Annotated in this window: 23 protein-coding genes and 1 pseudogene; 10 read left to right on the forward strand and 14 right to left on the reverse strand. The window is 59.6% G+C overall.

Features of this window, described 5'->3' with window-relative positions; all coding sequences use genetic code 11:
* The 8 genes and pseudogenes from GTW23_RS22710 to GTW23_RS22745 all read left to right on the forward strand — a co-directional run.
* Positions 1-184 (forward strand): hypothetical protein (locus tag GTW23_RS22710; RefSeq protein WP_252917625.1); only part of this gene is annotated, 184 nt, incomplete at its 5' end.
* 151 nt (positions 185-335) lie between these two features.
* A pseudogene (locus GTW23_RS22715) lies at positions 336-1,454 on the forward strand (IS3 family transposase); the annotation flags it as partial.
* A 331-nt stretch (positions 1,455-1,785) separates the two neighbouring features.
* Entirely contained in the window at positions 1,786-2,670 is an 885-nt protein-coding gene (locus GTW23_RS22720) for a hypothetical protein (protein ID WP_252917626.1), read from the forward strand.
* A gap of 43 nt (positions 2,671-2,713) precedes the next feature.
* Positions 2,714-4,909 carry a hydantoinase/oxoprolinase family protein gene (locus tag GTW23_RS22725; RefSeq protein WP_252917627.1) on the forward strand — a complete coding sequence of 732 codons (2,196 nt, stop codon included), beginning with the start codon at positions 2,714-2,716 and terminating at the stop codon, positions 4,907-4,909.
* 12 nt (positions 4,910-4,921) lie between these two features.
* The gene (locus GTW23_RS22730; protein WP_252917628.1) at positions 4,922-6,808 is read left to right on the forward strand and encodes a hydantoinase B/oxoprolinase family protein; all 1,887 of its coding nucleotides are present in this window, start codon (positions 4,922-4,924) and stop codon (positions 6,806-6,808) included.
* A 127-nt stretch (positions 6,809-6,935) separates the two neighbouring features.
* Positions 6,936-8,024, forward strand: a complete 1,089-nt coding sequence (locus tag GTW23_RS22735) for a sugar ABC transporter substrate-binding protein (RefSeq protein ID WP_252917629.1) — start codon at positions 6,936-6,938, stop codon at positions 8,022-8,024.
* On the forward strand, positions 8,021-9,592 hold the full coding sequence (locus tag GTW23_RS23535; RefSeq protein WP_252917630.1) for a sugar ABC transporter ATP-binding protein: 1,572 nt from the start codon (positions 8,021-8,023) through the stop codon (positions 9,590-9,592). The genes GTW23_RS22735 and GTW23_RS23535 overlap by 4 nt, the downstream gene beginning before the upstream one ends.
* A gap of 15 nt (positions 9,593-9,607) precedes the next feature.
* Positions 9,608-10,681 (forward strand): ABC transporter permease, encoded by a 1,074-nt coding sequence (locus tag GTW23_RS22745; protein WP_252917631.1) that lies wholly within the window; start codon positions 9,608-9,610, stop codon positions 10,679-10,681.
* A 410-nt stretch (positions 10,682-11,091) separates the two neighbouring features.
* Here GTW23_RS22745 and GTW23_RS22750 read toward each other — a convergent pair whose 3' ends face one another.
* The 7 genes from GTW23_RS22750 to GTW23_RS22780 form a co-directional block, all read right to left on the reverse strand.
* Complete coding sequence (locus GTW23_RS22750) at positions 11,092-11,439, reverse strand: DUF4112 domain-containing protein (protein ID WP_252917632.1); 348 nt, start codon at positions 11,437-11,439, stop codon at positions 11,092-11,094.
* Positions 11,440-11,701: 262 nt separating this feature from the next.
* On the reverse strand, positions 11,702-12,169 hold the full coding sequence (locus GTW23_RS22755) for a DUF3237 domain-containing protein (RefSeq protein WP_252917633.1): 468 nt from the start codon (positions 12,167-12,169) through the stop codon (positions 11,702-11,704).
* A gap of 317 nt (positions 12,170-12,486) precedes the next feature.
* The gene (locus GTW23_RS22760) at positions 12,487-12,840 is read right to left on the reverse strand and encodes a hypothetical protein (RefSeq protein WP_252917634.1); all 354 of its coding nucleotides are present in this window, start codon (positions 12,838-12,840) and stop codon (positions 12,487-12,489) included.
* Between the two features lie 128 nt (positions 12,841-12,968).
* On the reverse strand, positions 12,969-13,715 hold the full coding sequence (locus tag GTW23_RS22765; RefSeq protein ID WP_252917635.1) for an SDR family NAD(P)-dependent oxidoreductase: 747 nt from the start codon (positions 13,713-13,715) through the stop codon (positions 12,969-12,971).
* Positions 13,708-14,352, reverse strand: a complete 645-nt coding sequence (locus GTW23_RS22770; RefSeq protein ID WP_252917636.1) for an isochorismatase family protein — start codon at positions 14,350-14,352, stop codon at positions 13,708-13,710. The genes GTW23_RS22765 and GTW23_RS22770 overlap by 8 nt, the downstream gene beginning before the upstream one ends.
* 11 nt (positions 14,353-14,363) lie before the next feature.
* On the reverse strand, positions 14,364-15,224 hold the full coding sequence (locus GTW23_RS22775) for an isocitrate lyase/PEP mutase family protein (RefSeq protein WP_252917637.1): 861 nt from the start codon (positions 15,222-15,224) through the stop codon (positions 14,364-14,366).
* 42 nt (positions 15,225-15,266) lie between these two features.
* The gene (locus GTW23_RS22780; RefSeq protein ID WP_252917638.1) at positions 15,267-16,013 is read right to left on the reverse strand and encodes a maleate cis-trans isomerase family protein; all 747 of its coding nucleotides are present in this window, start codon (positions 16,011-16,013) and stop codon (positions 15,267-15,269) included.
* A 181-nt stretch (positions 16,014-16,194) separates the two neighbouring features.
* On the opposite strand from GTW23_RS22780, the gene GTW23_RS22785 reads away from it, so the two are divergent.
* Positions 16,195-16,959, forward strand: a complete 765-nt coding sequence (locus GTW23_RS22785; protein WP_252917639.1) for a GntR family transcriptional regulator — start codon at positions 16,195-16,197, stop codon at positions 16,957-16,959.
* Positions 16,960-16,979: 20 nt separating this feature from the next.
* Here GTW23_RS22785 and GTW23_RS22790 read toward each other — a convergent pair whose 3' ends face one another.
* The 7 genes from GTW23_RS22790 to GTW23_RS22820 are packed head-to-tail and all read right to left on the reverse strand — an operon-like array spanning position 16,980 to position 23,890.
* Entirely contained in the window at positions 16,980-17,855 is an 876-nt protein-coding gene (locus GTW23_RS22790; RefSeq protein WP_252917640.1) for an MBL fold metallo-hydrolase, read from the reverse strand.
* 12 nt (positions 17,856-17,867) lie between these two features.
* Positions 17,868-18,713 carry an SDR family NAD(P)-dependent oxidoreductase gene (locus tag GTW23_RS22795; RefSeq protein ID WP_252917641.1) on the reverse strand — a complete coding sequence of 282 codons (846 nt, stop codon included), beginning with the start codon at positions 18,711-18,713 and terminating at the stop codon, positions 17,868-17,870.
* Entirely contained in the window at positions 18,710-20,218 is a 1,509-nt protein-coding gene (locus tag GTW23_RS22800; protein ID WP_252917642.1) for an aldehyde dehydrogenase, read from the reverse strand. Before GTW23_RS22800 ends, GTW23_RS22795 begins: the two co-directional genes overlap by 4 nt.
* A gap of 19 nt (positions 20,219-20,237) precedes the next feature.
* On the reverse strand, positions 20,238-20,963 hold the full coding sequence (locus GTW23_RS22805) for a GntR family transcriptional regulator (protein WP_252917643.1): 726 nt from the start codon (positions 20,961-20,963) through the stop codon (positions 20,238-20,240).
* A gap of 2 nt (positions 20,964-20,965) precedes the next feature.
* The gene (locus GTW23_RS22810; RefSeq protein WP_252917644.1) at positions 20,966-21,874 is read right to left on the reverse strand and encodes a polysaccharide deacetylase family protein; all 909 of its coding nucleotides are present in this window, start codon (positions 21,872-21,874) and stop codon (positions 20,966-20,968) included.
* A 19-nt stretch (positions 21,875-21,893) separates the two neighbouring features.
* The gene (locus GTW23_RS22815; protein ID WP_252917645.1) at positions 21,894-22,640 is read right to left on the reverse strand and encodes a maleate cis-trans isomerase family protein; all 747 of its coding nucleotides are present in this window, start codon (positions 22,638-22,640) and stop codon (positions 21,894-21,896) included.
* Positions 22,641-22,684: 44 nt separating this feature from the next.
* Positions 22,685-23,890 (reverse strand): FAD-dependent oxidoreductase, encoded by a 1,206-nt coding sequence (locus GTW23_RS22820; RefSeq protein ID WP_252917646.1) that lies wholly within the window; start codon positions 23,888-23,890, stop codon positions 22,685-22,687.
* 391 nt (positions 23,891-24,281) lie between these two features.
* On the opposite strand from GTW23_RS22820, the gene GTW23_RS22825 reads away from it, so the two are divergent.
* A complete protein-coding gene (locus GTW23_RS22825) occupies positions 24,282-25,199 on the forward strand; it encodes a branched-chain amino acid ABC transporter permease (RefSeq protein ID WP_252917647.1) in 918 nt (305 codons plus the stop codon).
* Positions 25,200-25,201: the final 2 nt, after the last annotated feature.

Consider the following 25,201-nt stretch of genomic DNA (forward strand, 5'->3'; position numbering starts at 1 on the left):
CAATATAGGATCACTGCGCTGGCGCAAAGACGTAGTCTTTGCTGGCGAAGTAGCTCGTCGTCCTTCGGACCATAACCTGAAATCCTCTCGGCGGTTGCTGCGCAATCGCCTGCCAGATCAGCGGGTCGCAGGTTCAAATCCTGCCCCCGAAACCAAATCAATCCTTCACAATGGAAATCTATGACTGGCGCAAAGCTCCGATTCACCGCCGAAACGACTTCTCGCGTAAAGCGCCAAAACACGAAATCAGATCTGCCTTAACCCGAGCCCCTGAACTTCCTCCTCATTTTGGTAGAGTCCATCACAGATCAGGAGACGGACGAATGAAGCGTTAACGGTTCACGGAAGAACAGATAATCGAGATACTGAAGGAGCAGGAGGCGGGCGCGAAGACAGCCGATGTCTGCCGCAAGCACGGCATCTCGGACGCAACCCTCTACAAATAAGGCGAAGTTATGGCGGCATGGAGGTGTCCGATGCCCGCAAGCTGAATGCGCATGAGGACGGGAATGCCAAGCGCAAGAAGCTTCTCGCTGTGACCATGTTGGACAATGCGATCCTGAAGGATGGAGCCTAAAAGAAATGGTGACGCCCCTCTCAGCGGCGCTCCGCTTGTCTGCCGGCAATGGATGTGAAGCTGGATGCGGTGGCTCATGTCTGTGCGCAGCATGGGGTGAGCCAGCGTCGGGCGTGCGAGGTGTTGTCGGTTGATCGGTCGAGCATGCGATATCATAGCGTTCGGTCTGACGATGCATCCATTCGTGAGGCGATGAAGAAGGTGGCTGCTGAGCGCCGCCGCTTCGGCTATCGCCGCATCCACGTCTTGAGCGATCGGCAGGGGATCGTCATGAACCTGAAGAAGCTCAGGCATTTCTATTGGAATGAGAAGCTGACCTTGCGCAAACGCGGCGCCCGCAAGCGGGCCTTGGGAACGAGGTGTCCCCTAGCTCTGCCCTCGCGCCGCAATGAGCGCTGGAGCCTGGACTTCGTCAGCGATGCCTTCACGGACGGCCGAGGCTTCCGTGTTCTGGTCGTCGTCGACGACTTTACCCGCGAATGCCTGTGCCTTGTCACCGATACATCCCTGTCGAGCGCTTGGGTTGCCCACGAGCTGGACAGTCTGATCGCCAGGCGGGTAAGCCCAAGACGATCGTCTCCCACAATGGCGCGGAGATGACCAGCATGGCCATCCTCAAATGGCGCCAAGAGACCAAGGTCGAATAGCACTACATCGCCCCCGGTAAGCCGATGCAGAACGGCTTCGTCGAAAGCTTCAACGACAGCTTTCGCGATGAGTGCCTCAACGAGCCCTGTTCTCGTCGCTCGCCCAAGCCCGCGCCGCCATTACCGCATTGAAGGAGGATTACAACCGAAATAGACCGCACTCATCGCTGGGCAATATTACGCCCAGCGAGTTCGCAGGGAGAATGGCTATGGAAAAACAGGCCGCATAAGGTCAGATTGAAAACCGAAGACTCTCCCGAAAACTGGTTGGAAGTTGGGTCTCAGGTCACAAAAAAACAGCGAACAAGTTGGATCGGAACCGCGGCAGACACCTATAGCGATCTGGTTAACCCTGGGGGCCGCGTCCAGCCCGCTGTAGGTGCCCTTCCCCTGGGCAGGGAACTAAGTCTCGCCAGCCCGGCTTGGTATGCCGGTTTTTCATGACACGCCGTAAAGCCAAAATATTGGTAAATGAAATTACCGGTCTCAGAGTGTTTGTGATTATCTCCTTGAACTTCCAGAAAAGATGCACCAGTCTCTCTCCACCAAGTCAATAAACTGATGGGAACGAGCTACGGAGGCATGGGGATCGAGCGCACCGAATCCGGTCACCAGTTCTTACCAATCGGAGAGGCTGCACAGCTTCTCGGGTTGAGCCGGATCCGCTTACGCGAAGCAATCACGAAAGGATTGCTGTCCGCCCGCCGAGACAACGAAGGCCACCTTCGGGTGGACCTGAGCACTTTGCCGAAAGATTTCGACGCCCGGCTGACAAGAGAAAAGGCTCAACCCGGCGAGCTGCTTGAAACCCTTTTTGACGAAATCGAAGAGCTACAATTTCATGTGGCTGGCCGCGATGCTGATATCGAGCGGCTGACCTCGCTTCTTGAACGCCAGGACGCGACGCTCGAGCGATCGCTGGAGCTCAACGAACGCGGCGCGGTAGCCACGTCTCCAAACCACATCGCAAAAGACGGCAGCGCCAGCGCTCTGGCTGATGTCTCGGAGCGCGCATTTGTGTTGCTCGACGATGTTGCCGACCGTCTCGAAACCGCAATGGCTCAAAACGACAAGTTCCGCCATCTGGTAGAGCGGGCACTCGACCTGTCGGAACGTGCCGCATCGGGTTCCGGTGACAAGATCGAAGAGCTGTCCGGAGCTGTGGAGCGAGCGCTGAACCTGTTGGACCGCTCGTTGCAGGAAGGTGAAACCAAAAGCGAGGCAGCCACACGATTGACCGAGTTGCTGGACCGCGCGCTGACCACAAGCCAGCAGCTGGAACAGCAGGTCCAGAACAAGGTTGAAGTGATCAGTCGTCAGGAAGAGACGGTGGGAAAACTGCTTGGCATTTCCGAGCGGGCGGTCGGTCTTGCCGGCAGTGCACAGCAGCGCCCATGGCGATGGCTGAACTGGTTTACAGGAAGACGGATGAATTCAGGCAATTGATCGGACCAGACGGGCGATCGACATTGACGGGGTACAGAGCAGCATGAACAGCACCGACGATTTGATCAAACGTTATGAAGACCGACTTGCCGCATTCGAGGCGCGCTTGCGCCGCATGGAAGCAGGCACCGGCCCTGTGCCGCAACTGCGCTCCCAAGCCCGTGCAGGCGGCGGACTGCGCCTGGGTGTCGATGTCGGCGGCACCTTCACGGACCTGCTGTTGCTTGATGAAAAGAATGGCCGCACCTTTACCGCCAAGGTGCCCTCGACGCCGTCCGACAGTTCGATCGGTGTTCTCAACGGCATTGAGAAGATCTGCCGCGAGGCTGGGATCGAGCCCAGAGAGATCACCGAAGTGATGCACGGCACGACCGTTGCAACGAACACGGTGCTTACGAGTTCTGGCGCTCTGGTCGGACTGGTGACGACCAAGGGCTACCGGGACGTGCTTCAGATCGCGCGGTCTTACGTTCCGGGCGGCCTGGGTGGTTGGGTGATCTGGAACAAGTCCGCGCCTCTGGCGCCGCTGGAATATACAATCGAGGCCGAAGAACGCATGGATGCCAACGGAACGGCAATCGTTCCGCTGGATGAGAAGGCGATCCGCAAAAGCCTGAAGTCGCTGCTCAACAGCGGCATTGAGGCGCTTACGATTGCTCTCTTCAACTCCTATGCCAATGACGCCCATGAACTGCGGATTGCAGAGATCGCGCGGGAGATCGCGCCTGATATTCCGGTTTCGACATCGGCATCGATCATGCCGGAAATGTACGAGTACGAGCGGACCGAAACCACGGTCGTCAATTCCTATGTCCGGCCGGTGGTGTCGAAGTATGTCTCCAACCTGCAAAAGGAACTGCAGCAGCGCATGGGAGACGTCATGTTGCAGATCCTGCGCTCGGATGGCGGACTATCATCGGCACAGCTGGCGATGGACCAGCCGGTGAACCTTCTAATGTCGGGTCCCGCTGGCGGCGTTTCTGGCGCGCTCTGGATTGCCAAGCAGGCAGACGTCAAGAACCTGCTCACATTCGACATGGGTGGGACGTCGACCGATGTGGCGCTGATCGAGAATTCGATCGCCCGGACAAGGCGCGAGACCCGTGTCGCCGATGTCACGGTCCGGGCGCCGTCGATCGACGTGCGAACTGTCGGCGCCGGCGGCGGCTCCATTGCCTATGTCCCGGAGCTGACAAAGGCACTGCGTGTCGGGCCGCAGTCGGCGGGAGCGGTTCCCGGCCCCTCGGCTTACAACAAGGGCGGCGAACAGCCCACCGTGACGGACGCCAACGTGGTGCTCGGATATCTTCCCTCCGACGCCAAGCTGGGCGGCGACATGGAGATCAGCCGCGACCTCGCGGTCAAGTCGGTGAGCGGGATCGCCGATGCATTGTCGATATCCGTCGAGGAAGCCGCCGAAGGCATCATCAAGATCGTCAACGAGAACATGTGCGGCGCGCTCCGCCTGGTCTCAGTCGAACAAGGCTATGATCCGCGCGAATTTGCGCTGATGGGCTTTGGCGGAGCCGGCCCGCTGCATGTCAATGCGCTGGCCAAGCTGATCAATTCATGGCCGGCGATCATTCCGCCCGGTCCCGGCGTTCTCTGCGCCTATGGCGACGCGACCACGCGGTTGCGCAACGAGGCAAGCCAGACCTTTGTAACCAGGATCTCCGACACCTCGGACCGGAAAATCGGCGACATGCTCGAGGCTTTGCAGAAAAGTGCGGCGGAAGCCCTGAGCGAGGAGGGCGTTGCACCCGAGGAGCAGGACGCCTTCTACCAGATCGACATCCGCTATCGCGGGCAGGGCATGAAGCTGACGATAAACATATCGCCGGAAGACTTCGCGCGTGATGGGCTCGCCGGCGTTGCAGAGCGCTTCGACAAGGAGCACGAACAGCTCTTCACCTTCGCGCTTGACGCCGACCACGAACTGGTCGGCCTGCGAACCGTGGTTCAGGGTGCTGAAAAGAGCTTCATTGCACCTGGCCGAGGCAAGGCAGGCACAGATGCATCGGGCGCCCGTGTCCAATCCACCAAGCTTTACACCGATGGCAAATGGCGCGACGCGCATATCTACGATCGCGGCAAGCTCAATCCCGGAAACCGGATCGACGGACCTGCGGTGCTGACGGAAATGGATTCAACGTCGCTGATCCTGCACGATCATGTCGGCATCGTCGACCCGGTCGGCAATGTGCTGATCTGGCCCGCAAATCACAAAAACGCTCGCTGAGGAAAGTCCACCATGGCCGCCACAATTGTCGAGACAAACACCAAGCCGTTCAACCGGGTTCAGGTCGATCCGATCACCCTGGACATCGTCGAAAACGCCTTGAGAAATGCGCGAACCGAAATGGACGCCGTGCTGTTTAGAACCGCGATGTCACCCGGCATCCGCGAGCAGCACGACGCCTTTCCGATGATCGCCAACCAGGAAGGCAAGATGGTGGTCGGCCAGTTCGGCTCCTTCCTCTACGGCTTCATCAACGGCTATGACGGCACAATCGAGGATGGCGACATCTTCATCACAAACGACCCTTATTCCTGCAACGGCGCCGTCAGTCATCTCAATGACTGGCTGTTGATGATGCCAATCTTTCATGAAGGCAAGCTGGTCAGCTGGGCCGCTATGTTCGGTCACATGACGGATGTCGGCGGCAAGGTTCCCGGTTCGCTGCCGACCGACGCCAAGATGATCTTCGAGGAGGGCATCATCATCCCTCCGACCAAGATCTACCGGAAGGGACAGCTCGCTGACGAGATCCTCAACATTCTTCTGCACAACACCCGCATGCCGGAATGGAACAAGTCCGACTTTTTCGCCATCATTGCCGCGTTGCGGCTGGCGGAGCGACGGGTTCGCGAGAACATCGACCGCTTCGGCGCCGACTATTACATTTCCGCCATGTGGGACATGCTCGACCGCAACAGGGCGGCGATGAGCGCGATTATCCAGATGATCATTCCCGAAGCCGTCGATGGAAAGAAGGCCTCTTTCGAGGACTGGATAGATGATGATGGCATGGGCAACGGTCCCTACAAGATTGCCTGCTCGCTGCACCGCGAGGGCGAGATCGCCTATTTCGATTTCTCCGAAAGCGATCCGCAGAGTTTTTCGTCGATCAATTTCCTGCTGAACGAAGAAATGTTCAAGATGTTCTTCGGGGCATTCACCATCAATCTGTTCGATCCGCAGATCCTGTTCAATGACGGCTTTTACGACCTGATCGAGGTTCACATCCCGGAAGGTTGCATTCTCAAACCGAAGAAGCCTGCGGCGCTCTCCTGCCGGACCCACATGCTGGGCCGGATCTTCGACCTGATGGGCGGATTGCTGGGGCAGGGAGCGCCAGATGCGCTCAACGCTGCCGGCTTCTCCGACAGCCCGCACTTCATGTATTCCGGCTTCAACACCCAGGGCGAATGGTACCAGCTTTTCCAGATCGGCTTCGGTGGCGTGCCGGGCCGTCCGGCCGGCGACGGCCCTGACGGGCATTCCATGTGGCCCGCCTTCACCAATGTTCCCAACGAATTTCTTGAGGCCTATTTTCCTTTGCGCATCCGTGAATACGCAACCATCCCCGACAGTGGCGGAGCCGGCTTGCATCGCGGCGGCAACGGGATCGTGATTGCCTACGAAATGATGGAGAAGGGCGAAATTTCAATCCACGACGATCGCTGGCTGACCTATCCGTGGGGTGTAAATGGTGGCGAGCCGGGAATGCGCTCGACCAAGCGGCTGGTCCGCAAGACCGGCGAGGAGGAGAACATTCCGTCGAAATGCGATCGTGTCGCGGTCGAACCAGGTGACATGCTTTACTTCAACACATGGGGGGGCGGCGGCTGGGGCGACCCGCTGGCGCGTGATGCCGAGCTGGTGGCGATGGACGTCAAACGCGGGCTTGTGACGCCGGAAGGCGCCAGGCGCTACGGCGTCGTGATCGAAGACGGCGAGGTCGATACGCGGGCCACCAGAAAGCTGCGGGAGAAAATGGCAGCCGACCAGGTCAAGCCGCTGTTCAATCGCGGTTTCGAGTCGATCGAGGAGTTGAAGGGGCGGTGCAAGAAGGAGACCGGTTTCGAGCCTCCTGTGGCGCCGGTGTTTCGTCGCTTTGCCCAGGCAGCGGAATAGGAAGGACAGGTGGCCGGTCTAGACCCGAACAATGGGCGGTTCGGGCACCACGTCTGGCAAGTCTCTACCGAAGATGCAGTCACATAAAGGCATACAAGACGTCATTTTTAACAAGGAGAACTGACCAATGAAGAACCTGATACTTCCGACCTTGGGCGGATTGCTCATGCTCGCGGTTCCCGCGAAGGCTGACATGGCCGCTGCCGAGGCCCTGATCGCAAAACACAGCCAGCTGCCCACGTTCGAAGCGCCCGGGCCTGCCTTCGACGCCAAGGCGTGCATGAAGGACAAGAAGATGTTTGTCATACCCTTGACCAACGCCAATCCCTTCAACGCCGCGATCAGCCAGGGCTTTGTCGATGCAGCGGCCATGGTGGGTTTCGAATTGCGCGACTGGGAAACCCAGATGGATCCGGCCGGCTGGATTCAGGGCATCAACACGGCAACGGCAGAAGGCTTTGACCTGATCGACCTGCAGGGCGGTCTGCCGCCCGAGTTTCTGGTTCCTCAGATCACCGAGGCCCGTACCGCCGGTGTGAAAGTCACAGCGACCCACAACTGGGATGCGACGACCCAGACGGTGCCCGACTTCATGGATGGTGCCGCCAACACCGACTATGTGACAGTCGGCGAAATCATTGCCGCATGGGCCATGGTGAAAACCGGCGGCAAGGTGAATGCCATCGTGCTCGGTCCAGACGAGATCACGCCGACAGCCCCGTTGCGCGATGCGATCATCGGTTATCTGAAAGACAACTGCCCTGACTGCAAGACGCAGTACATCAACGTTCCTGTAAACGACTGGGCAACCAAGACCCAGCCGGCCGTGCAGAATGCGCTGCTCGCTGATCCGACCATCAACTATGTGCTGCCGGTCTACGATTCGATGTCGCAGTTCATCGTCCCTGCCATCCAGATCGCGGGTTCGTCGGCAAAGATTGTCTCCTACAACGGCACACCCTTCGTGCTCGACATGATGCGCGACGGCGATATTGTAGAGATGAATGTCGGCGAGAGCCTTGGCTGGGTCGGCATGGCCGGAACAGACGCGAATATGCGTCTTCTGTGCGGCCTTGATCCGGTCACCAAGCTGAACACGCCTGCCTATATCTTCTCGGACGAGAATGTGGCCACAGCCGGCAACCCTGCCACATTCAATGATGGATACGGCGATGTCCACAGGGCCGGGTTCGCCAAGCTCTGGGGCGTTGAGTGAGATCAGAAACTGCAGGGCGCGTCGGGGAAACCGACGCGCTCGACATCCGGCATCTTTCCAAGTATTTCGGCGGTGCGGTTGCGCTTGACGACGTGTCGCTGACTGTCCGGCGCGGGGAGGTGCATGGACTGCTCGGCTCCAACGGGTCGGGCAAATCCACGCTCATCAAGGTCCTTGCCGGGTTTCATACGCCCGAACCGGGGGCCAAGATCAGCCTCTACGGAAAGAGCGTGCCGCTTCCCATTCCCGGCGCAAAGGTCAGGGAGCTGGGACTGGCCTTCGTGCATCAGCATCTGGGCCTCATTCCGTCGCTCAGCGTCACGGAAAATCTTCAAATCGGTTCGCTTTCCACCGGCCAGGACTGGGCGATCAATTGGGGTGCCGCCCATCGCGAGGCGGCCGCCATCTTTGCCCGTTTCGGCCTCGCTCTCGATCCCAAGGCGCCTGTCGGCACGCTATCTGCTGTTCAGCAGGCGCTGCTTGCGATCGTGCGCGCCTATGAGGATATTCGCAAAGCGACCGAGAACCATGTCGACCGGCCGGGTGTCCTCGTGCTCGACGAACCGACACCGTTTCTGCCAAGGGCGGGGGTCGAACAGCTTTTCGGGCTGGTGCGGCAATGCACGGAGTTGGGGGCGAGCGTCATTTTCGTCAGTCATGACGTGGACGAGGTGCGCGAGATTACCGATCGTGCAACAGTGCTGCGCGACGGTCACCTGATCGACACGGTGGTCACCGCAGATACCAGTCACGAGGCCTTCGTCGAGCGTATCATCGGCAGGACCATGGACGTTTATGCCGGCAGCAACAAACAGCCGCGGACCTCAACGCCTTCGGTGGCCGTGAGCAACCTTTCCGTCGCTGGCGTCGGCCCCCTGGGATTCGATCTTGCGGAAGGCGAAATCCTGGGTTTGACCGGCTTGATCGGATCTGGTTTCGACAATGTTCCGGCCCTCCTCTACGGCGCCCGAAAGGGAACCACCGGCCAGATGACAATCGACAACCAGAGCTTTGACCTTGCTGCGTTCAATCCCATCAAGGCGCTGGAGGCTGGAATTGCCTATCTGCCTGCCGATCGCCTGGGCGAGGCCGGAATAGGCTCGCTTTCTGTTGGCGACAATGTGTCCATGCCGGTCTATGGCCAGTTGCGCAGCGCTCTGGGACTGACGGACCGGCAAATCGGCCGTCATGCGCGAAAACTCGGCCAGGGGGCGGGCGTGAAGCCCAACGTTCCCTCAATGTCGCTTGCCGCACTCTCCGGCGGAAACGCGCAGAAAGCCCTGATGGCCAAATGGTTGCAGATCGGGCCACGGCTTCTGTTGCTCGATGAGCCGACCCAGGGTGTCGATGTCGGTGCGCGGCAGCAGATCTGGGATGCCCTCGACAGGACTGCACAGAGCGGGGCGGCGATCCTGGTCTCGTCTACCGACTACGAGCAATTGGCGCAGCTCTGCCATCGTGTGCTTATTTTCGCGCGTGGGCAGATCGTGGCCGAACTGTCAGGCGCTGACCTGACCAAGGACCTGATTGCCGAACATTGCTACCGTTCGATGCCTCAGCTTGCATAAGGGATTTCAACTTTCATGAGCACAGGCCAGACATCCGATCCAATTGCGGCCTACGAGAAGCGCATAGCGGCGCTCGAAGCGAAACTGAACACTCTCGAAGAGAGCGTGATTTCGCGGACTGTGCGTGAATCCGAGACATTCGACTGGAAAACATGGGCGGAGCGGTTCGGACTGCTCATCGCATGGGGTGTGATGATCCTCATTCTCGGTGCCTTCAAGCCGGACCAGATGTTTGCCTGGAACTCCTATGCGAGCATGTTCGGCTCCAATGCCATGGTCGTGGTGTTGACCCTGGCGCTGATGATCCCGTTGACGACCGGCGATTTCGACCTTTCGGTCGCCAGCGTCATGGGGCTGAGCTCGATGCTGCTGGCGGTGCTCAACGTCAAGATGGGCATGCCGATCGGCGGCGCCATTGTCTTTGTTCTCGCGGCGGGCGCGATTGTCGGATTGATCAACTCCTTCTTCATTCTCTATTTCGGAGTGCACTCGTTGATCGTGACACTGGGCACGGGCTATTTCATCAATGGCGTGATCCTGTGGGTGTCGAACTCCAACACCATCGCCGGTGTATCGATGGATCTGGTCAAGGCAGTCATCCTCACTCGCCTGTTCGGGATTCCGATCGGGTTTTACTACGCCTTGGCACTGTCGGTTCTGGTCTGGTACGTGTTCCAGCACACGAGCCTTGGCCGACGTCTGCTGTTCGTCGGGCGGGGGCGCGAGGTGGCGCGCCTGTCGGGCGTCAACGTCAACCGTGTGCGCACCGGAGCACTGGTGGCGTCGGGTGTCATCGCGGCGTTTGCGGGCGTTCTCTATACCGGTATGCGCGGGGCGTCTGACCCGTCATCGGCGCTGGCCTTCCTGCTCCCGGCCTTCGCTGCCGCGTTCCTCGGGTCAACCGCCATCTATCCCGGCCGGTTCAATGCACCCGGCGCTTTCGTCGCTGTTTTCTTCCTCTCGACCGGCATCATGGGATTGAATTTCCTTGGCGTCGACAGTTTCGTGCAGAACCTGTTCTACGGTGGAGGCCTGGTGATCGCGGTCTCGATCTCACAACTGATCCGTGGCAGAAAACCGATGGATTAGCAGGATCAGGGCGCTACAGCGAAGCTCCGCCTTTGAAGCGCCAAGAGGTTAGGCATTGACCCCGGATTGTCGCCTTGAAATTCCTGGGGGCCGACGTCATGATGCCCTCGCTTGCGCTGGAGGTGTGGCGTCACCAGACGAAAAAAGTTCTCTACGATATCATCAGCCACTTCGACATTGTCCCTGCTTTTGGCAAGTCCCTGTGCAATCAGGCCCCCGCAACCAAATCTTCCATTCGAATAAAACCTATCGATTCGGCAAAGCTCCGCTTCCCCGCCGAAACACCTCGGCGTCCTTCGGACCATAAACCCAAATCCGCTCCGCGTGTGATACGCAATGAAATGGTGGACCAGCGGGTCCCGGTTATTTTCTTACATCAATAGCAATGTGATCCTTCGGTTCAGCGCCGCCTAATCGGGCGGGTCTGCAGGTTGAACCGACGTTATGGTATTGGCCTCCATTGCCTTGCGCAGAATTGCCATGTTGCGAAGATTGGCCTTGAAACCGACATCGAAAACATCGCCCAAGAGAGGGATTGCCCCGACAACGTAGTCGACCCCCACATTTGCAGCCATTCTGGCAAGAGGCAATTTGCCGACGCCCATCACATGGCCGCGCCAGATCATCCAGATGGACGGTGCAGCTACAAGTGTATCCCCGATACCCGGAACCAGTCCGACAATTGAATCGAGCCCGAACCGGATCGATGTTCCGGGAAGACGGAAACTGCTGTCCAGGATTCCGGCCAGATGGTCCAACCGGGCCCGTTCCCGTTCAATTGCAATCTTGTCTTCTGTTAGGCCTGGTGAAGCAATGGTCATGCATATCAAGTGCCGGGCATGATTTTGGTTCCCGGTTTATTGAACCGGCGAGCGGACGAATTGGCGTTTCATGCCGTGGGACGGCTCAACCAAGGCTTGGAACGTGATTGCCGAAGTCACCGGGATGCTAATCACGATGAGAGTGTGATGCCTTTCAGGATGAGGAGACGTTCCGTTCCTAGACAGCCAGCCTTGCAGACTAACGGATGGCGAACAGCGCAACCGTCACGGCACCAGCCTGGCGACTGCCGCTTCCGACAAACAGGGTTCTGTTGACCCAGTCATAACGGCTATCGCCGGTTTCCAACCGCGCCTGGGTTCTCATGTAGTAGGCATCGGAACTCACCTGCTCGCCGCGCGCCATGGCCTGCATCACTTCCGCCGGACCATGGCGAAAACCGAAGTTGCGGATGTCGATCGTGGCGCCATCATGGGTCTGCACGGCATAGCGGGTATCGAGTTCTGCAAGTCCATCTGAAAACACCGTTTGCCAGTCTGCACCGAGATCAAGAATCCGGCCGTTCAGCAATGGTCCCTCGACAGTGCCGCCGATGATGGGCACCAGGCGCCGCAGGCCGCCGCGCCCCTGGCCCATCTCCCGGATCGGACCGAGGTCCACCTGCAAGGTGCAGACAGGGTCAAGAACGGGAATGGGTGGATAGCTCATGAGATCAGGTTTTCCGGTTTCTGCAGGCATCTTCTGCTGGCGGCAATCACTCAAATGGCGGTGATGGTGATGCCGAACAGGTTCGGAGCATAGCCGAGCTTGGTTACGGTTGGAAAGCCGGTCGCCGATCATGGACGCCGCAAGGCTTACCATGACCAGTGCAAGGCCCTTGTTCAAAGGTGGCGTGTGCTGCGCTATCGCGATTGTCAGGAGTATTTCTGCCCGGGTGGTGATTGCGCCCAGTTACAGAAAAAACCCGCCGCGGGCGGGTTTTTGTGTTTCGAGGCGGGGCAAAAGTAGTCAGGGCCGGTTTGGAGTCAGGTGTCGTTGAGAAGACCCCGCGGACCAGCCACCTTGTCGTCGTCCTCGAGGAAGACATGATAGAGCTTGTCGTCGCGAAAGGCGCTGGCAAAATCGGTTGTGGTTCCATCACCGGGCTTTGCACCGATATCGAGAAAGTCGACTTCAGCTTCCGCAGCAACGATACGGGCGTCGGCGGGCGAGAGCGCTCTGACCCGGACCACGCCATGGTTGGGTGCGTTGTCCCAGCGTGGATCGTCCGGTCTTGTGTTCGGTTCCAGACGGTAGATGTGCAGCGGGCCGTCAGGCTGCCGGGCGGCAACGGGATCGCCAAGCGTGCCAACCCTTGGCTGTTCGGGGTGATCGGTCATTGGACGCATCCTCCTTTCGGGTGTCTTCAATCAGGAGAAAACGTCTCAAACGCTGTTTGGTTGCTATCCTCTCCGGTAGCGCAGTCGAGCGTCTTGAAGACTTTGCCGGAAAGTCAGCTTCTGCCGGATCAGGGCATGTAGCCGCCGCCGTTGACCCAGAGAACCTGGCCGGTCATGAAGCTGCTTGCGGGGGACAGCAGGAACTCGACCGGACCAACCACATCCTCGGGCAGCGCCAGGCGTTGCATCGGGGTTGCCGCCCGGTAGGCTTCGAGGTTGACAATGGCTTCGTGGTCTTCCTGTGAGCGGCCGGTGCCGCCACGCAGGAAGGCGGTGTCAACCAGCCCCGGAGCAACCGCGTTGAAGCGAACGCGGGGTGCGTTCTCGAGCGCGAAAACCTTGGTCATGGCGATGACGCCGGCCTTGGAGACCGAGTAGGCGCCGTAGCCCGGCCTGACATTTGAGGCCAGACCGGAGGAGATCATCACCACCGAACTTCCGTGCGCCATCAAGGGCAGTGCTGCCTTGGCCGCGAGAAAGGCGCCGCGCAGATTGCCGCCGGTGATTTCGTCGAAATAGCCGGCCGTCGTGTCACCGATGGGCTTCAGGGCGCTGTTGTAGCCTGCCAGGTTGACGAAACCATCGATGCTGTCCCATTGCTCCCCCAGCTCCGCGAAGGCAGCCGTCACCGATTGCTCATCGCAGACATCGATGGCAATACCAGTGGCCGCAATGGCATGACGATCAAGCGAGGCCGCAAGATCGAGCACGATGACTTCGTTGCCTTTTGCCTGAAGCGACGCCACCAGAACACGGCCAATGCCGCCTGCGCCGCCGAGGACTGCCACGCGGCCGGGTTTTTGCTGATCAGGCATCGGATTTCCCTGCATCGAGAGAGCGGAAGAAGGCGATGATTTCGGCTTCGGAGACGACGTCGGCATATTTGGCGTTCATGTCGAAAAGGTTGGCTTCGTGCGGTGCCGGGTGGCGGTCGCCACAGGCATCGGCGACAACGCTGGTGATGAAGCCATGCGACATGGAATCGACGCAGGACGCGCGGACGCAGCCGCTGGTCGTCAGGCCCGTCAGCACCACATTGTCGATGCCCATCGCCGTCAGTGTCGAGGCGAGGGATGTTCCAAAAAACGCGGATGGATATTGTTTGGAAACAATGATCTCATCCTCACGCGGCACAAGACCATCGGCGAACTCGGCGGTTCTCTCACCCTTGACGAAGCAGGCAAGCGGTTTGGCCTTCTCGAAAAAACGACCGCCGTTGAGCCCCCCCTTCTGATAGGTAACCTCGGTGAGTATCACCGGAATCCCCACCTGGTGAGCTATCTCGCGGATCCGCAATGCCGAGGCAAGAGCGTCGTCGACACCGGCGTAGAGCACACAGTCGGGATCGAAGTAGCCCTGGGCGAAATCGACCATGACAAGTGCCGGCGACTTCCCGAAGCCAGCCTTGTTGTCATAGGCGATCTTGTAGTTGTCATCGAGATTTTCGGTCATGAGTGCCTCTCTCAGATTTCGGCGTAGCGCTTCTCGAAGTCCCAGACGTCCTCGAAGCCCAGAAGCTTGTTGAATTCGGCGAAGGAATAGAGGTCGATGTCGGGTGAGGTGATGCCGTTGGCGGCGAGATCCTTGTAGGCCTTGTCGAGTGCCGCGCCGACGCTGAGGAAGCCCAGGGCCGGGTGGATGGCAATGGCGTAGCCAAGTTCCTTCAGCCGGTCGGCGGACAGGAGCGGCGTGCGGCCGCCATTGACCATGTTCGCAAAGAGCGGCGCATCAATGCGCTCGGACACTGTCTGCATCTCGGCTTCCGATTCGGGGGACTCGATGAAAACAACGTCAGCGCCGGCTTTGCGGTAGGCCTCTCCGCGCCGAATGGCTTCATCAAGGCCCAGTCCGGTGCGCGAATCCGTACGCGCGATGATCAGGAAGTCGCGGCTTGAACGGCTGTCGCTGGCGACGCGGATCTTGCGCACCATATCCTCGATCGGGATGACGCGGCGATTTGGCGTGTGGCCGCACTTCTTCGGAAACTCTTGGTCTTCGATCTGTATCGCGGTGACGCCGGCGGCTTCATAGCCGCGAATGGTATGCTGGACATTGAGCAGGCCGCCATAGCCTGTATCCGCGTCGGCTATGACGGGAGTGTTGGTCATCTTGACGATCTGGCCGATGCGCTCGATCATGTCCCGGTAGGTGGCGATCCCGGCATCGGGAAGGCCCAGATATGAGGCGACGGTGCCGTAGCCGGTCACATAGAGGGCCTTGAAGCCCGCGCGGTCTGCAATCAGCGCAGAGATCAGATCGAAGACGCCGGGGGCGAGGATGAAGTCCTTGGCCTCGATAGCCTGACGGAGGCGGGGGTCTGCCATGAGTTTTCCTTCCTTGTGAAGTGGTCTTTTGTTTTGATGTGATCAGAATTCGGCAAGCAGTTTGCCAAATTCCGTGAAACGATCGTCAACTCCGGCAGCCCTGAGCATGGCCCAGAAGGTCGCCTGGTTTGAGGTGACAACAGGGACCCCGAACTCGCGTTCGAGCTGCGCTATCAGCGGCAGGGTGGGGAAGTCGGTGCAGGTGATCAGGATTGCATCGCTGCCCGGCACGAAGGCTGCGCGAACATGGTCCGCCACCTTCTCAAGCGGGGTTTCGGCAATTCGGACATATTCTGACGGTCCGCCGGCGCCGATGCCGAGGCCGATGAGCCTTTGGACCGTAAAGCCGTTTTCCTCCAGGAACGCGGTTTCATGCTCGTTGAGCCTGTCGTGATAAGGCGTGGCGACCGAAAGCCGAACCGCGCCCAAGACCTTCAAGGCATGGATGATGGCCGCGGATGTCGTAACTGCGGTGACGCCCATGTTGTCTGTCAGTGTTTCAGGCAGTGACTCCACCGGATTGATCATCGATCCAGCGGTACAGGCATAAGCGACGGCATCAACCCGGGCGGGTTTGAGCATGCCGAAGACGCTTTCGAGATCGCGCATCAGACCTGCCTTGCCTTCCGCACTCGTGGTGTCGGGATGAAGCGGCATGCGATGGGTGTGGAAGGTCACGCCTGGCGGCATCATTTGCGACCACTCAGCCTCGTTGACCGTGTTGGTCGGCGGTGTGATCAGGCCGAGCTTTGCCCTGGAACTGTAGGCCGACTTGTGCCGTTCAAGCATGGATGGATCCTCTTGTGTGTACCAATAGCACTTCAATCGGCTTAATTGTCCATACAATATGACGTAATCGCGCTTCTGTCCCCACCTTCATGCTTTTGGAGCGGTGTCCCGCCGGCCCTAATTGTTGTAACTGGTCAGTCGAGCGACTGCTTTGCATGACAGAGAAACCGGGACGACCCTTATGGCGGCAAGAGAGGACAGTCTGTTGAACGAGGGCCTGCCGCGCTATGCGCAGATCCAGAAGAGCCTTGAGCAGCGGCTGATTGACGGGATTTACCCGATCGGCAGCCTTATGCCGTCGGAGCAGGAGCTGTCCCAGGAGTTCAACAGCAGCCGCACAACGATCCGCGAGGCGTTGCGCTACCTGCGGGAACGCGGCTATGTCGAGCGGCGGCAGGGTGTGGGCACCAGGGTGATATCCGACACCACCCGTTCGACATTCTTCCAGTCGTTCAGCTCGCTCGACGAACTGTTCCAGGTGGCGATCGAGACCTATTACGTGGTGTTGGGTGTCGAGACGGTCGTGCTCGAACAGGAGCTTGCCGAGATGGTTGGCGGGCTCGCCGGCGAGGAATGGATCCTGATCAACGGCGTGCGCTGGACCGAGGCGGGCGGCAAGCCGATCTGCTATGTGCAAAGCTACGTTCCCAAGCGCTTCGAACATGTGGTCGAACAGTTTCCGGGGCATCAGGGCCCGTTTTTCGAACTTCTTGAGCGCCATGCCGAAGGTTCGATCCAGGAGGTTGTTCAGGAAATCCGGGCGCTTCCGATGCCTCAGGATTTCAGCCGCCAGCTGGGTCTGAAGCCAGGTTCCTGGTCGATGCAGCTGCTGCGGCGCTATGTCAGCGAGGGCGGTGTGCTGATAGCCTCGTTCAACTGGCATCCGGCGGACCAGATGACCTATGTCATGCGCATCCATCGCAGCCGGGAGCAACCGGCGGACTGAAGTGCCGAGAGCCATCGCCATCACTGAACGAAGCCAGGAACATAGCCAGCGTTCATTGCCTCGATGCGCATGGCGGAGAAATGGCGAAGATGCGCCGGGATGAGCAGATCGCCGGTTCCGGCCACCCGGTCGAACAGATCTTGCCTGGTGGTGATTGCCGTTGCCGGATCACTGCAGAAGCGGCTGACCCAATCGGGATGGAAAACCTGGACCGGGCTGTGAACAGCGTCGGCGCAGAAGAAGGCCTTTCGCGATCCATGGCACATGCACAGTCCAAGTTGGCCGGGCGTGTGGCCGGGCAGCGCCATGAGGGACAGTCCGGTGGCGATTTCGAAGCCGTCATTGACTAATTCAGCCAGGCCCGCCTCGATGACCGGCATGACGCTGTCGCTGAAGCATCCGTGATTGTGAACGCCGGGTGAGGCCTCTTCCTCGGCTTGCCAATGGGCGAACTCGGTACGGCCGATCAGGTAGCGGGCATTGGGGAAAGTCGGCACCCAGCGGCCATCGACCAGCTTGGTGTTCCAGCCGACATGGTCGGTGTGCAGATGTGTGCACATCACGATATCGATGTCTTCGGGACGAAGCCCGGCCCTTGCCAGACGCTCGAGATAGCGGGTCGAGGCCCGCTGATGCCAGTCAGGCCGCCGCGGTCTTGGTTTGTGTTCGCCGATGCAGGTGTCGATCAGAATTGTCCGGCCGCCGATGCGGAGCAGATGGCTGTGCACTCCGAGCAGGATCTGCCCGTTATCGAAGTCAACATGATGAGGCGCAAGCGCCTGGCGGTGCGGCTCAAGGCTTTCGACCGCGCGATCAGGAAACAGAAGGTCGATCGGCAACGCGAACGGGTCAAGGTCCGAGATGGTTTCGATGGTGGCAGTGCCGAAGTTCATCATGGCAGGGGCCGTTCACATGATCGCGGGCTTGGGCACGGACGGCACGCGGCTGGCACCGGCTGCCTCGCTCGGTGCCAGGCTTTCGTCCCACAGACGTGCGATGTAGCGTCCGCCGGTCATGCCGTTGGACTGGTCGTCCACCAGCCACAGGATTGCGCGGCGCATGATGTCTGCCGGCAGAAGATTGCCGTCGGCACCTTTCTTGTCGGGGCTGGGTGGAAGCAGATCGGTGTCTGCGGCCCCGCCGGGAAGGTAGACGTTGACATCGACGCCGGTGCCGGCGAGATCCTGCGCCCAGACGCGGGACATGGCCTCAACCGCAGCCTTGCTCGGCCCGTAGGGCGAGTAGCCCTGACGGACCATGGTCTGGTCGCTGGTGGAGATGTTGATCACCTTGCCGAAGCCGCGTGAAACCATGCCCGGTACCAGGACGCGGGCCATGTTGAAGACGCCGTTGACATTGGTGTCGATGATCTCCTTCCAGGCCTCAGGTTCGGTTTCCCAGAAGCGGGTGGGCTTTGTGTTGAAAGTTTCGCTGACACGCCGCATTCCAAGGCCAGCATTGTTGATGAGCACATCGATGGGGCCAATGGCGTCGAGTGCAGCAGTGGCTGCAGCCTCGCATTGGGCGTAGTCGGCCACATCGGCTGCAATGGCGACGGCCCGTCCAGCGCCCAGACGGTTGGCTTCTGCCACCGTGTCGTCAAGTGCTCCCCCGGGGCGTGAACCGACCACCGCGACCGCGGCGCCCACGCCGGCCAGAGCCAGAACCATTTCCCGCCCCAGGCCGCGGGAGCCGCCGGTGACCATGACAGTTCGTCCGGTAATCGAGGGATAGGCCGCGGACAAGGCACTCATTCTCCTGCCATGCCCATGCGCGGCATCTTGCGCGGCTCGCGGGCGATGATGGTGGTTTTCATCTCGGTGAACATTGCCTGTGAGCCCTTGGCGCCCTCGCGTCCAAGGCCGGATTGCTTGTAGCCGCCAAAACCGGTTCGCAGATCGCGCACGATCGGCGTGTTGACGAGAACCGTTCCGGTCCGCAAAGCCGATGCGACGCGCATCGAGCGGTTGAGGTCTTCGGTCCAGACATAGCCGACGAGACCGAATTCGCTGTCATTGGCCCTGGCGACCACCTCGTCTTCCTCGTCAAATATCTGCAAAGCGGCGAAGGGGCCGAAGATCTCTTCCTGGCAGATGGCCAGTTCGTTGGTGGGAGCCAGCATCGCGGTCGGTTCGAAAAAGTAACCGGTGTTGAGGCTGGCGCAGCGGTGACCGCCCGCAAGCAAAGTTGCGCCTTCGCCGAGGCCGCTTCCCGCATAGCGTTCCATCCGCTCGCGCTGGGCCTGGTTGATCATCGGGCCGATCTCGGTTCCATCGGCCGCCGGATCATCGATCTTCAGCGCCTTGATGCGGCGCGTGAAGCTGTCGATGAACCGATCCGAGATCTTGCGGTCAATGAAGATGCGGCTGCCGGCGAGACACATCTGGCCATTGTTCATGAATGAGCTGAGCAGGGCGGCATCTACCGCCTTGTCAAAATCGGCATCCGCGAAAACAATATTGGCCGACTTGCCGCCGAGTTCCATGGCGGAGCCCTTGATGCCCTTGGCCAGCGATCCGAGGATTGCGGCACCGGTGACGGTGCCGCCGGTGAAGGAGACCATGTCGATTCCGGGATGGGAGACCAGCGAGGTGCCGGTCACGTGACCGCGGCCGTTGACGAGGTTCATGACCCCTTCGGGCAGCACGCCTTCAATGATCTCGAACAGCCGGGTAACGGTCAGCGGCGTCAATTCGGAGGGCTTGACCACGCATGTGTTGCCGAAGGCCAGAGCCCCGGCGATCTTCATGGCCGTCAGCCCCAGTGGCATGTTCCAGGGACCTATCAGTGCGCAGACCCCGATTGGCTCGTAAGTAACCAGGCTCATCAGTCCCGGCTCCTGTGTGAACACCTCGCCGCCGGACTGGTTGATGTACTCGCCAAAGAAGCGGAAATTATAGGCCGCGCGCGGGATATGCATGTTGCGCGTCTGGGAAAGCGGTATGCCCGTGTTGATGGTCTCGAGCATGGCGAGTTCGTCGGCATTGGCGAGGATTGCGTCATGGATCCTGGTAAGGGCTGCCTGACGTTCAGCGACGGTGGCTGCTCCCCATGGTCCCTTGTCAAAGGCGTGTCTTGCGGCCTCGACAGCCGCGTCGACTTCATCTGCGGAGGATTCGAGCAGGGTTGCGACCCTGATTTCCGTTGTCGGATCGATGACGGCTATCTCTTCCGCGCCGGCGGGGCTGGTAAACCCGCCCGACACATAACCACTCAAGCGTTTGGGTTGTTGGTTCAGTTCTTCGCGAAGGCTCGACATTGGGTGATCCTCGAAACGGTCATTTCGGCGCGCGAGACGCGTCGCGCAGCCTGGGTTTGGTGGAGAGGATATGGCCGGACAGGGTTGCTGCCGCCCATTCGCTGTTGCGGGCGGTCAGGGCCGCAAGGATATCCCGGTGCTGCCAGTTGGACCGCACGACATCGACACGCTGGTCCATGACGAACTGCTTGACCAGGATGAGCGGCAATGCGGCGGCCGGAGCGGTCAGCCGTTTGAGCTGTGCCGAGCGGGCGGCATCAACGATGACGGAATGGAACTCGGTGTTAAGCGCCAGAAAGCGCTCGACCACGCCGCTGCCGCCCGGATCCGTCTCGAGTTCCGCCATCGCGTCAATGAGATGTTGCAACCGGCCGAGTTCCGCGGCGGTGATCTTCTGCGCCGCGATGGAGGCCGCGTAGCTCTCGTGCTGGGCACGAATGTCGAAGATGATCGACACTTCCTCGGGCGAGAAGTCGGTGACAAAGCGATGGCGGTTGTTGACGGTCGCGAGACCTTCACTGACCAGGCGGCGCAAGGCTTCGCGCACCGGAGTCCTGCTGGTGCCGGTCATTGACGCCAGCATCTCCTCGGGAAGGTGGTCACCCGGCTTCAGCTTGCCACTGAGTATCGCGTGGCGGATACCCTTGTAGGCTTTTTCTGCGGGACGTTGGGTGTCCAGATCGTCAGTCAGCAGTGTGACCTGCTCCATGCTGTTCGGGATGTCCTCACCGGCAAAGTCCGTCATCGTCAGTCAACCTCGATATGGCTCGCATGGTTCTGCATGTACCAGGCGGCAATTTCCTCACGCGTGGCAAACCATACATCGTCAAATTGCTTGGCGTAGCGGATAAAATCGCGCAATGCGCGAATCCGGTAAGGCTGGCCGATAACGTGGGGGTGCAGGCCGACATTCATGAACTTGCCGGTGGTTTCGCTTTCCGCATAGAGCCAGTCGAACTGCTCCTTGAACATCTGCAGCCCGCCTTCGGCCCCGAGACCCTGCCTGAGGAAGCTGAAGTCGTTGACCTCCGAGGTGTAGGAGACCGAGACCATGGGCTTGCCGCTGCGCGTCTTGACCATGTAGGGCTGGTCATCGTTGAGCAGGTCGCAGATGAAGAAAAGGCCTTCTTCCGCCAGGATGTCGATGGTGTTGAGGGTGGAGCGCAGCGAGCTGGACAGCCATCCCTTGGCCTTGTAGCCGCAGAACTCCTCATAGACCTTCAGCGTGGCGCGTATGACTTCACGCTCGGCGTCTTCGTCGAACATGTTGTCGGTGAGGAGTTCGCTCTGGACGTAGTTGTGCGCGACGATTTCCCAGTTCCGGTCCAGAGCCGCCTGCACAACCTGCGGCCGCTCGAGCGCCATCTTGGCATTGATGGTGCAACTCGAAGGCACGCCCTCGGCGTCGAAGATGTCGAACATGCGCCAGACGCCGACGCGCTGCCCGTATTCGCGCCAGGTGTAGTTGGCATTGTCGTAGACATTGCCCGGCAGGTCGCCACCGACGATGCTGGGTCCACCCGGGTAATAGGGCTTCGGCGTGTCACGCACCGGATCCCAGTACTCGAAATTGGTGGTCAGAATGATGGCCAGCCGTTTGCCGTTCGGCCACTTCAGAGGCTTGCGTTCGCTGATCGGCACAAAATCGTAGTGCATGAAATCCCCCCTGCAGGTTTCAGTGATGCGACAGGAGCGAGCCCCAGCCATGGACCTTGTCGTCAATGCCGTTCTGGCGCAGTGCGTACCAGTAGGTCGCTGTGTTGATGGCAATGACCGGCTTGTCGAGCCAAAACTCGGCAATCCCGGCTACCCGAGCCATGGCCAGATTGGTTCCGACCTGGACGATTGCCTCGACGCTGTCGTCGTTGACCTCGTTGATGCTGTCGCGCAGTTCCTTCTCGCTGACATGTGCGATCTGCATCGGGCTCGGGCATTTGAGCCCCTTGAGATGCACCACCTCGTAGCCGCAGTCAGTGAAGAACTTGATCACCTGCTTGTCGCCCACCGGCATATAGGGCGTGACCACGCCGATGCGCTTGATGTCGCCGTACTTCGCCAGCGCCGCCTGGCAGGCGTCGGAACCCATGGTCACCTTGACGCCGGCGCGGTCCTCGACACGTTTCTGCAACTGGGCGGAGCCGTCAAGCCCGTCCCAGAAGGTCTCGGCCGACATGCCCATGACCAGATGTTCGGGACTGCAGGTCATCACCGAATCGATGGAGTCCATGATCGCGGCCCGAATGTTGTCGATGAGCGCCAGGAAATCGTCGTCACTCTTGACCGGATCATCCGGAATGGTGATGCGCGAAAAATGATTGGTCACGCCGACCGGTCGCATGGAGTCGAATTCCGGCTGCACGGAGGTGTTTGTGGACGGTGCGATGACGCCAAATTTGCGCCGGTAACCGAGACTGTCGACCATTCTTGAATGTCCTTTCCAAAACAAGAGAGTGTTTGCGGCGCGCCTCAGGCGACCTCCTCCAGATCGCGGAGCGACTGGATCATCGAGGAGCGCATCAGGTAATCCTTGTGGGCGACGGGGTCATCGACGATGCGGCGCAGTTCGTCGTGGTAGGCAGCCCTTGCGGCCGGATCGTTTTCCGCCATCATCTTGCGGTTGCGCAGCGACTGTTCCTGCACTGTCTCGATCGCCACCTTGCGGCGTTGGCGGTTGTAACGGGCGGTAATCTCGATCGGCTCTCTTCCATTCCAGACATCTACAAGCTTGTCACAGAGATTGACGGCATCATGAATGCCGCCATTCATGCCCATGCCGCCGAGCGGGTTGTTCAGATGTGCGGAATCACCCGCCAGGAAGACTCGTCCTGCAACATAGTCGGAGGCAACGCGCTGGTGCACGCGGTAGGCGGTGGAGTGGACGAGGTCGTAAGGTCCGGATTTGGGGCAAAGCGCCTGCAGCCGGCGTTCCATGGCTTCGGGCGCCTTGATCTGCTCTTCGGTCTGGTTCGGATCGGTCGGCAGCAAGACGCGCCAGAGCGAAGGCGTGCGCAGCAGCACGGCCCATTCGCTGGGGTCTGTCAGATAGGCGATGGGCGCCAGATCCGGGATGGCTTCAACAAAGTCGAACGTGGTCGACATTGACAGGAAAATTTCCGGGATGGTCAGACCGTCAAAGGAGATCCCCAGCGTCTTGCGGATGGCGCTGTGGGCCCCATCGCAGGCAATCAGAAAGGAGCCTGACAAATCCTGCCGGCTTGCATCGGCATGCTCGACGGTCAGCGTGACACTGTCGTCATCCTGCCGAACACCTTTCGCGCTCGCGCCGTAGATCAGCTCTATCTGGCTGTCAGCCTCGATCAGGTCACGCAGTTCCTCTGACAGCTTCCACTGTTCGCATTGCAGGCGATAGGGGTGATTGGTCTCTCCTGCGAGCAGCCCAAGGTCGAATGTGGCGATCACCCCTTCAGCCCGGTCCCGAAACTGCCATGTCGGGCAGACCAGACCCCTCTCGACCAGTTTGCGGCTGACGTCGAAGCGGTCGAGCATGTCGAGCGTGGGCGGATGGAAGGTGGAGGCGCGAAGATCGCGAGGCAGCTCCCGACTTGTCTCTACAACTGTAACCGGAATTCCGGCTTGAGACAGACAACATGCCGAGACAAGGCCCACCGGGCCCGCTCCAACGATCAATACACGGTCTTTTTCCGCCTTCATTGTCAGTTTTTCTCCGTCAATGTTCCGCTTGACAAGGCTCAAGTGCTAAATCATTGTGTACAACATGTCACGACATTTAAAGCAGAAAAAGCGAAATGCCATGATTATCCGCCGCGAGGTATTTCTGTTCCGCATGGTGCAGTGCGGGATTCGATGATTGCGAGCGGATGCGCAGGGATTGCGCAAAATCGATAATAAGCAAGCGCCAAAGGCGCAAAAAAAGAGGGAACTGGCGTGTTTAAGCTTTTTGAATTGGGGTGTGATCCCGCTTTTCTCATCATCTGAATCCGGTGGGCTCAAGGCGACAGGCCGTCATTCGATGGGCTGTTGGTTTGGTTCGGGAGACCGAGTGCCTTGATCCCGTTTGTATACAAAAACGAGAGAAAAGCTCATGTTGTTATTGCAGCAATTGCTGAACGGGGTCATGCTCGGAAGCGTCTATGTCACGGTGGCCGTGGCCTTCACGTTGACCATCGGCGTGCTGAATTTTCTGAATTTCACCATCCCCACCCTGTTCATGTTGGCTGGAATGATCGGATGGGCGCTTGCCTATTGGGGTCTTCCCTTCGAAATGTCGGGTCCGTTGCCCTGGCCTATGGCGCTGGCTGTCGGGATCGTGGTGTCAATCGTGGCGTCGCTGATCGTCGAGCGGTTTACCTTCCGGTACCTGAAGACCCGGTATGGTGATTCAACCGAGCATGCCATTCCGCTGGTTTCGTCACTGGGCTTCCTGCTGGTGCTCGAGAACCTCGTCCGGATCGGCTACGGCACCGACGCGCAACGCTTCCCCGGGCCCGGCGCTGACTTGACCATGAACATAGGCGGCATTTTCGTTCGGATCCCGCAAGTGGTCAGCCTGTTTCTCGTGATCCTGATCGTGATCGGGTTGACTTGGCTTCTCAAGCACAGCCGGATCGGGCGTGGCTTGCGCGCCATCGCGGAAAACCCGGATGCGGCCAATATTCTCGGAGTCGATACCAAGCGTGTGGTCCCCATCGTCTTCATGCTCACCGGGCTGCTGTGCGGGCTCGCCGGTGCGCTTTTTGCGGTTAATTACGGCGAGGTTTCACCGCAGATGGGCGAAGATATCGGCACCAAGGCCATTGCCGGCATGGTTGTCGGCGGCCTCGGCTCGATCTGGGGCGCGGTTCTCGGCGGTCTCATCGTCGGATTGATCGAGATGCTGACAATTCACTTCTTTGGCGCCGACACGGTTCAGGTTGCTGTCTGGGGGCTGCTGCTGCTGACGCTGTTCGTGCGCCCGCAAGGCCTGTTTGGCCATAATTCCATCGGAAAGGGGAAGCTCTGAAG

The sequence above is a fragment of the Parahoeflea alexandrii genome, assembly GCF_024105735.1.
GTDB lineage: Bacteria > Pseudomonadota > Alphaproteobacteria > Rhizobiales > Rhizobiaceae > Hoeflea > Hoeflea alexandrii.

Coding starts and splice junctions, on each gene's coding strand:
- GTW23_RS22775 (WP_252917637.1), bottom strand. CDS start 15,224: ATGGCAGACCCCCGCCTCCGTCAGGCTATCGAGGCCAAGGACTTCATC.
- GTW23_RS22730 (WP_252917628.1), top strand. CDS start 4,922: ATGGCCGCCACAATTGTCGAGACAAACACCAAGCCGTTCAACCGGGTT.
- GTW23_RS22745 (WP_252917631.1), top strand. CDS start 9,608: ATGAGCACAGGCCAGACATCCGATCCAATTGCGGCCTACGAGAAGCGC.
- GTW23_RS22735 (WP_252917629.1), top strand. CDS start 6,936: ATGAAGAACCTGATACTTCCGACCTTGGGCGGATTGCTCATGCTCGCG.
- GTW23_RS22795 (WP_252917641.1), bottom strand. CDS start 18,713: ATGAGTGCCTTGTCCGCGGCCTATCCCTCGATTACCGGACGAACTGTC.
- GTW23_RS22825 (WP_252917647.1), top strand. CDS start 24,282: ATGTTGTTATTGCAGCAATTGCTGAACGGGGTCATGCTCGGAAGCGTC.
- GTW23_RS22720 (WP_252917626.1), top strand. CDS start 1,786: ATGGGAACGAGCTACGGAGGCATGGGGATCGAGCGCACCGAATCCGGT.
- GTW23_RS22810 (WP_252917644.1), bottom strand. CDS start 21,874: ATGCACTACGATTTTGTGCCGATCAGCGAACGCAAGCCTCTGAAGTGG.
- GTW23_RS22770 (WP_252917636.1), bottom strand. CDS start 14,352: ATGACCGAAAATCTCGATGACAACTACAAGATCGCCTATGACAACAAG.
- GTW23_RS22800 (WP_252917642.1), bottom strand. CDS start 20,218: ATGTCGAGCCTTCGCGAAGAACTGAACCAACAACCCAAACGCTTGAGT.
- GTW23_RS22785 (WP_252917639.1), top strand. CDS start 16,195: ATGGCGGCAAGAGAGGACAGTCTGTTGAACGAGGGCCTGCCGCGCTAT.
- GTW23_RS22755 (WP_252917633.1), bottom strand. CDS start 12,169: ATGAGCTATCCACCCATTCCCGTTCTTGACCCTGTCTGCACCTTGCAG.
- GTW23_RS22780 (WP_252917638.1), bottom strand. CDS start 16,013: ATGCTTGAACGGCACAAGTCGGCCTACAGTTCCAGGGCAAAGCTCGGC.
- GTW23_RS22760 (WP_252917634.1), bottom strand. CDS start 12,840: ATGACCGATCACCCCGAACAGCCAAGGGTTGGCACGCTTGGCGATCCC.
- GTW23_RS22725 (WP_252917627.1), top strand. CDS start 2,714: ATGAACAGCACCGACGATTTGATCAAACGTTATGAAGACCGACTTGCC.
- GTW23_RS22765 (WP_252917635.1), bottom strand. CDS start 13,715: ATGCCTGATCAGCAAAAACCCGGCCGCGTGGCAGTCCTCGGCGGCGCA.
- GTW23_RS22815 (WP_252917645.1), bottom strand. CDS start 22,640: ATGGTCGACAGTCTCGGTTACCGGCGCAAATTTGGCGTCATCGCACCG.
- GTW23_RS22820 (WP_252917646.1), bottom strand. CDS start 23,890: ATGAAGGCGGAAAAAGACCGTGTATTGATCGTTGGAGCGGGCCCGGTG.
- GTW23_RS22790 (WP_252917640.1), bottom strand. CDS start 17,855: ATGATGAACTTCGGCACTGCCACCATCGAAACCATCTCGGACCTTGAC.
- GTW23_RS22805 (WP_252917643.1), bottom strand. CDS start 20,963: ATGACGGACTTTGCCGGTGAGGACATCCCGAACAGCATGGAGCAGGTC.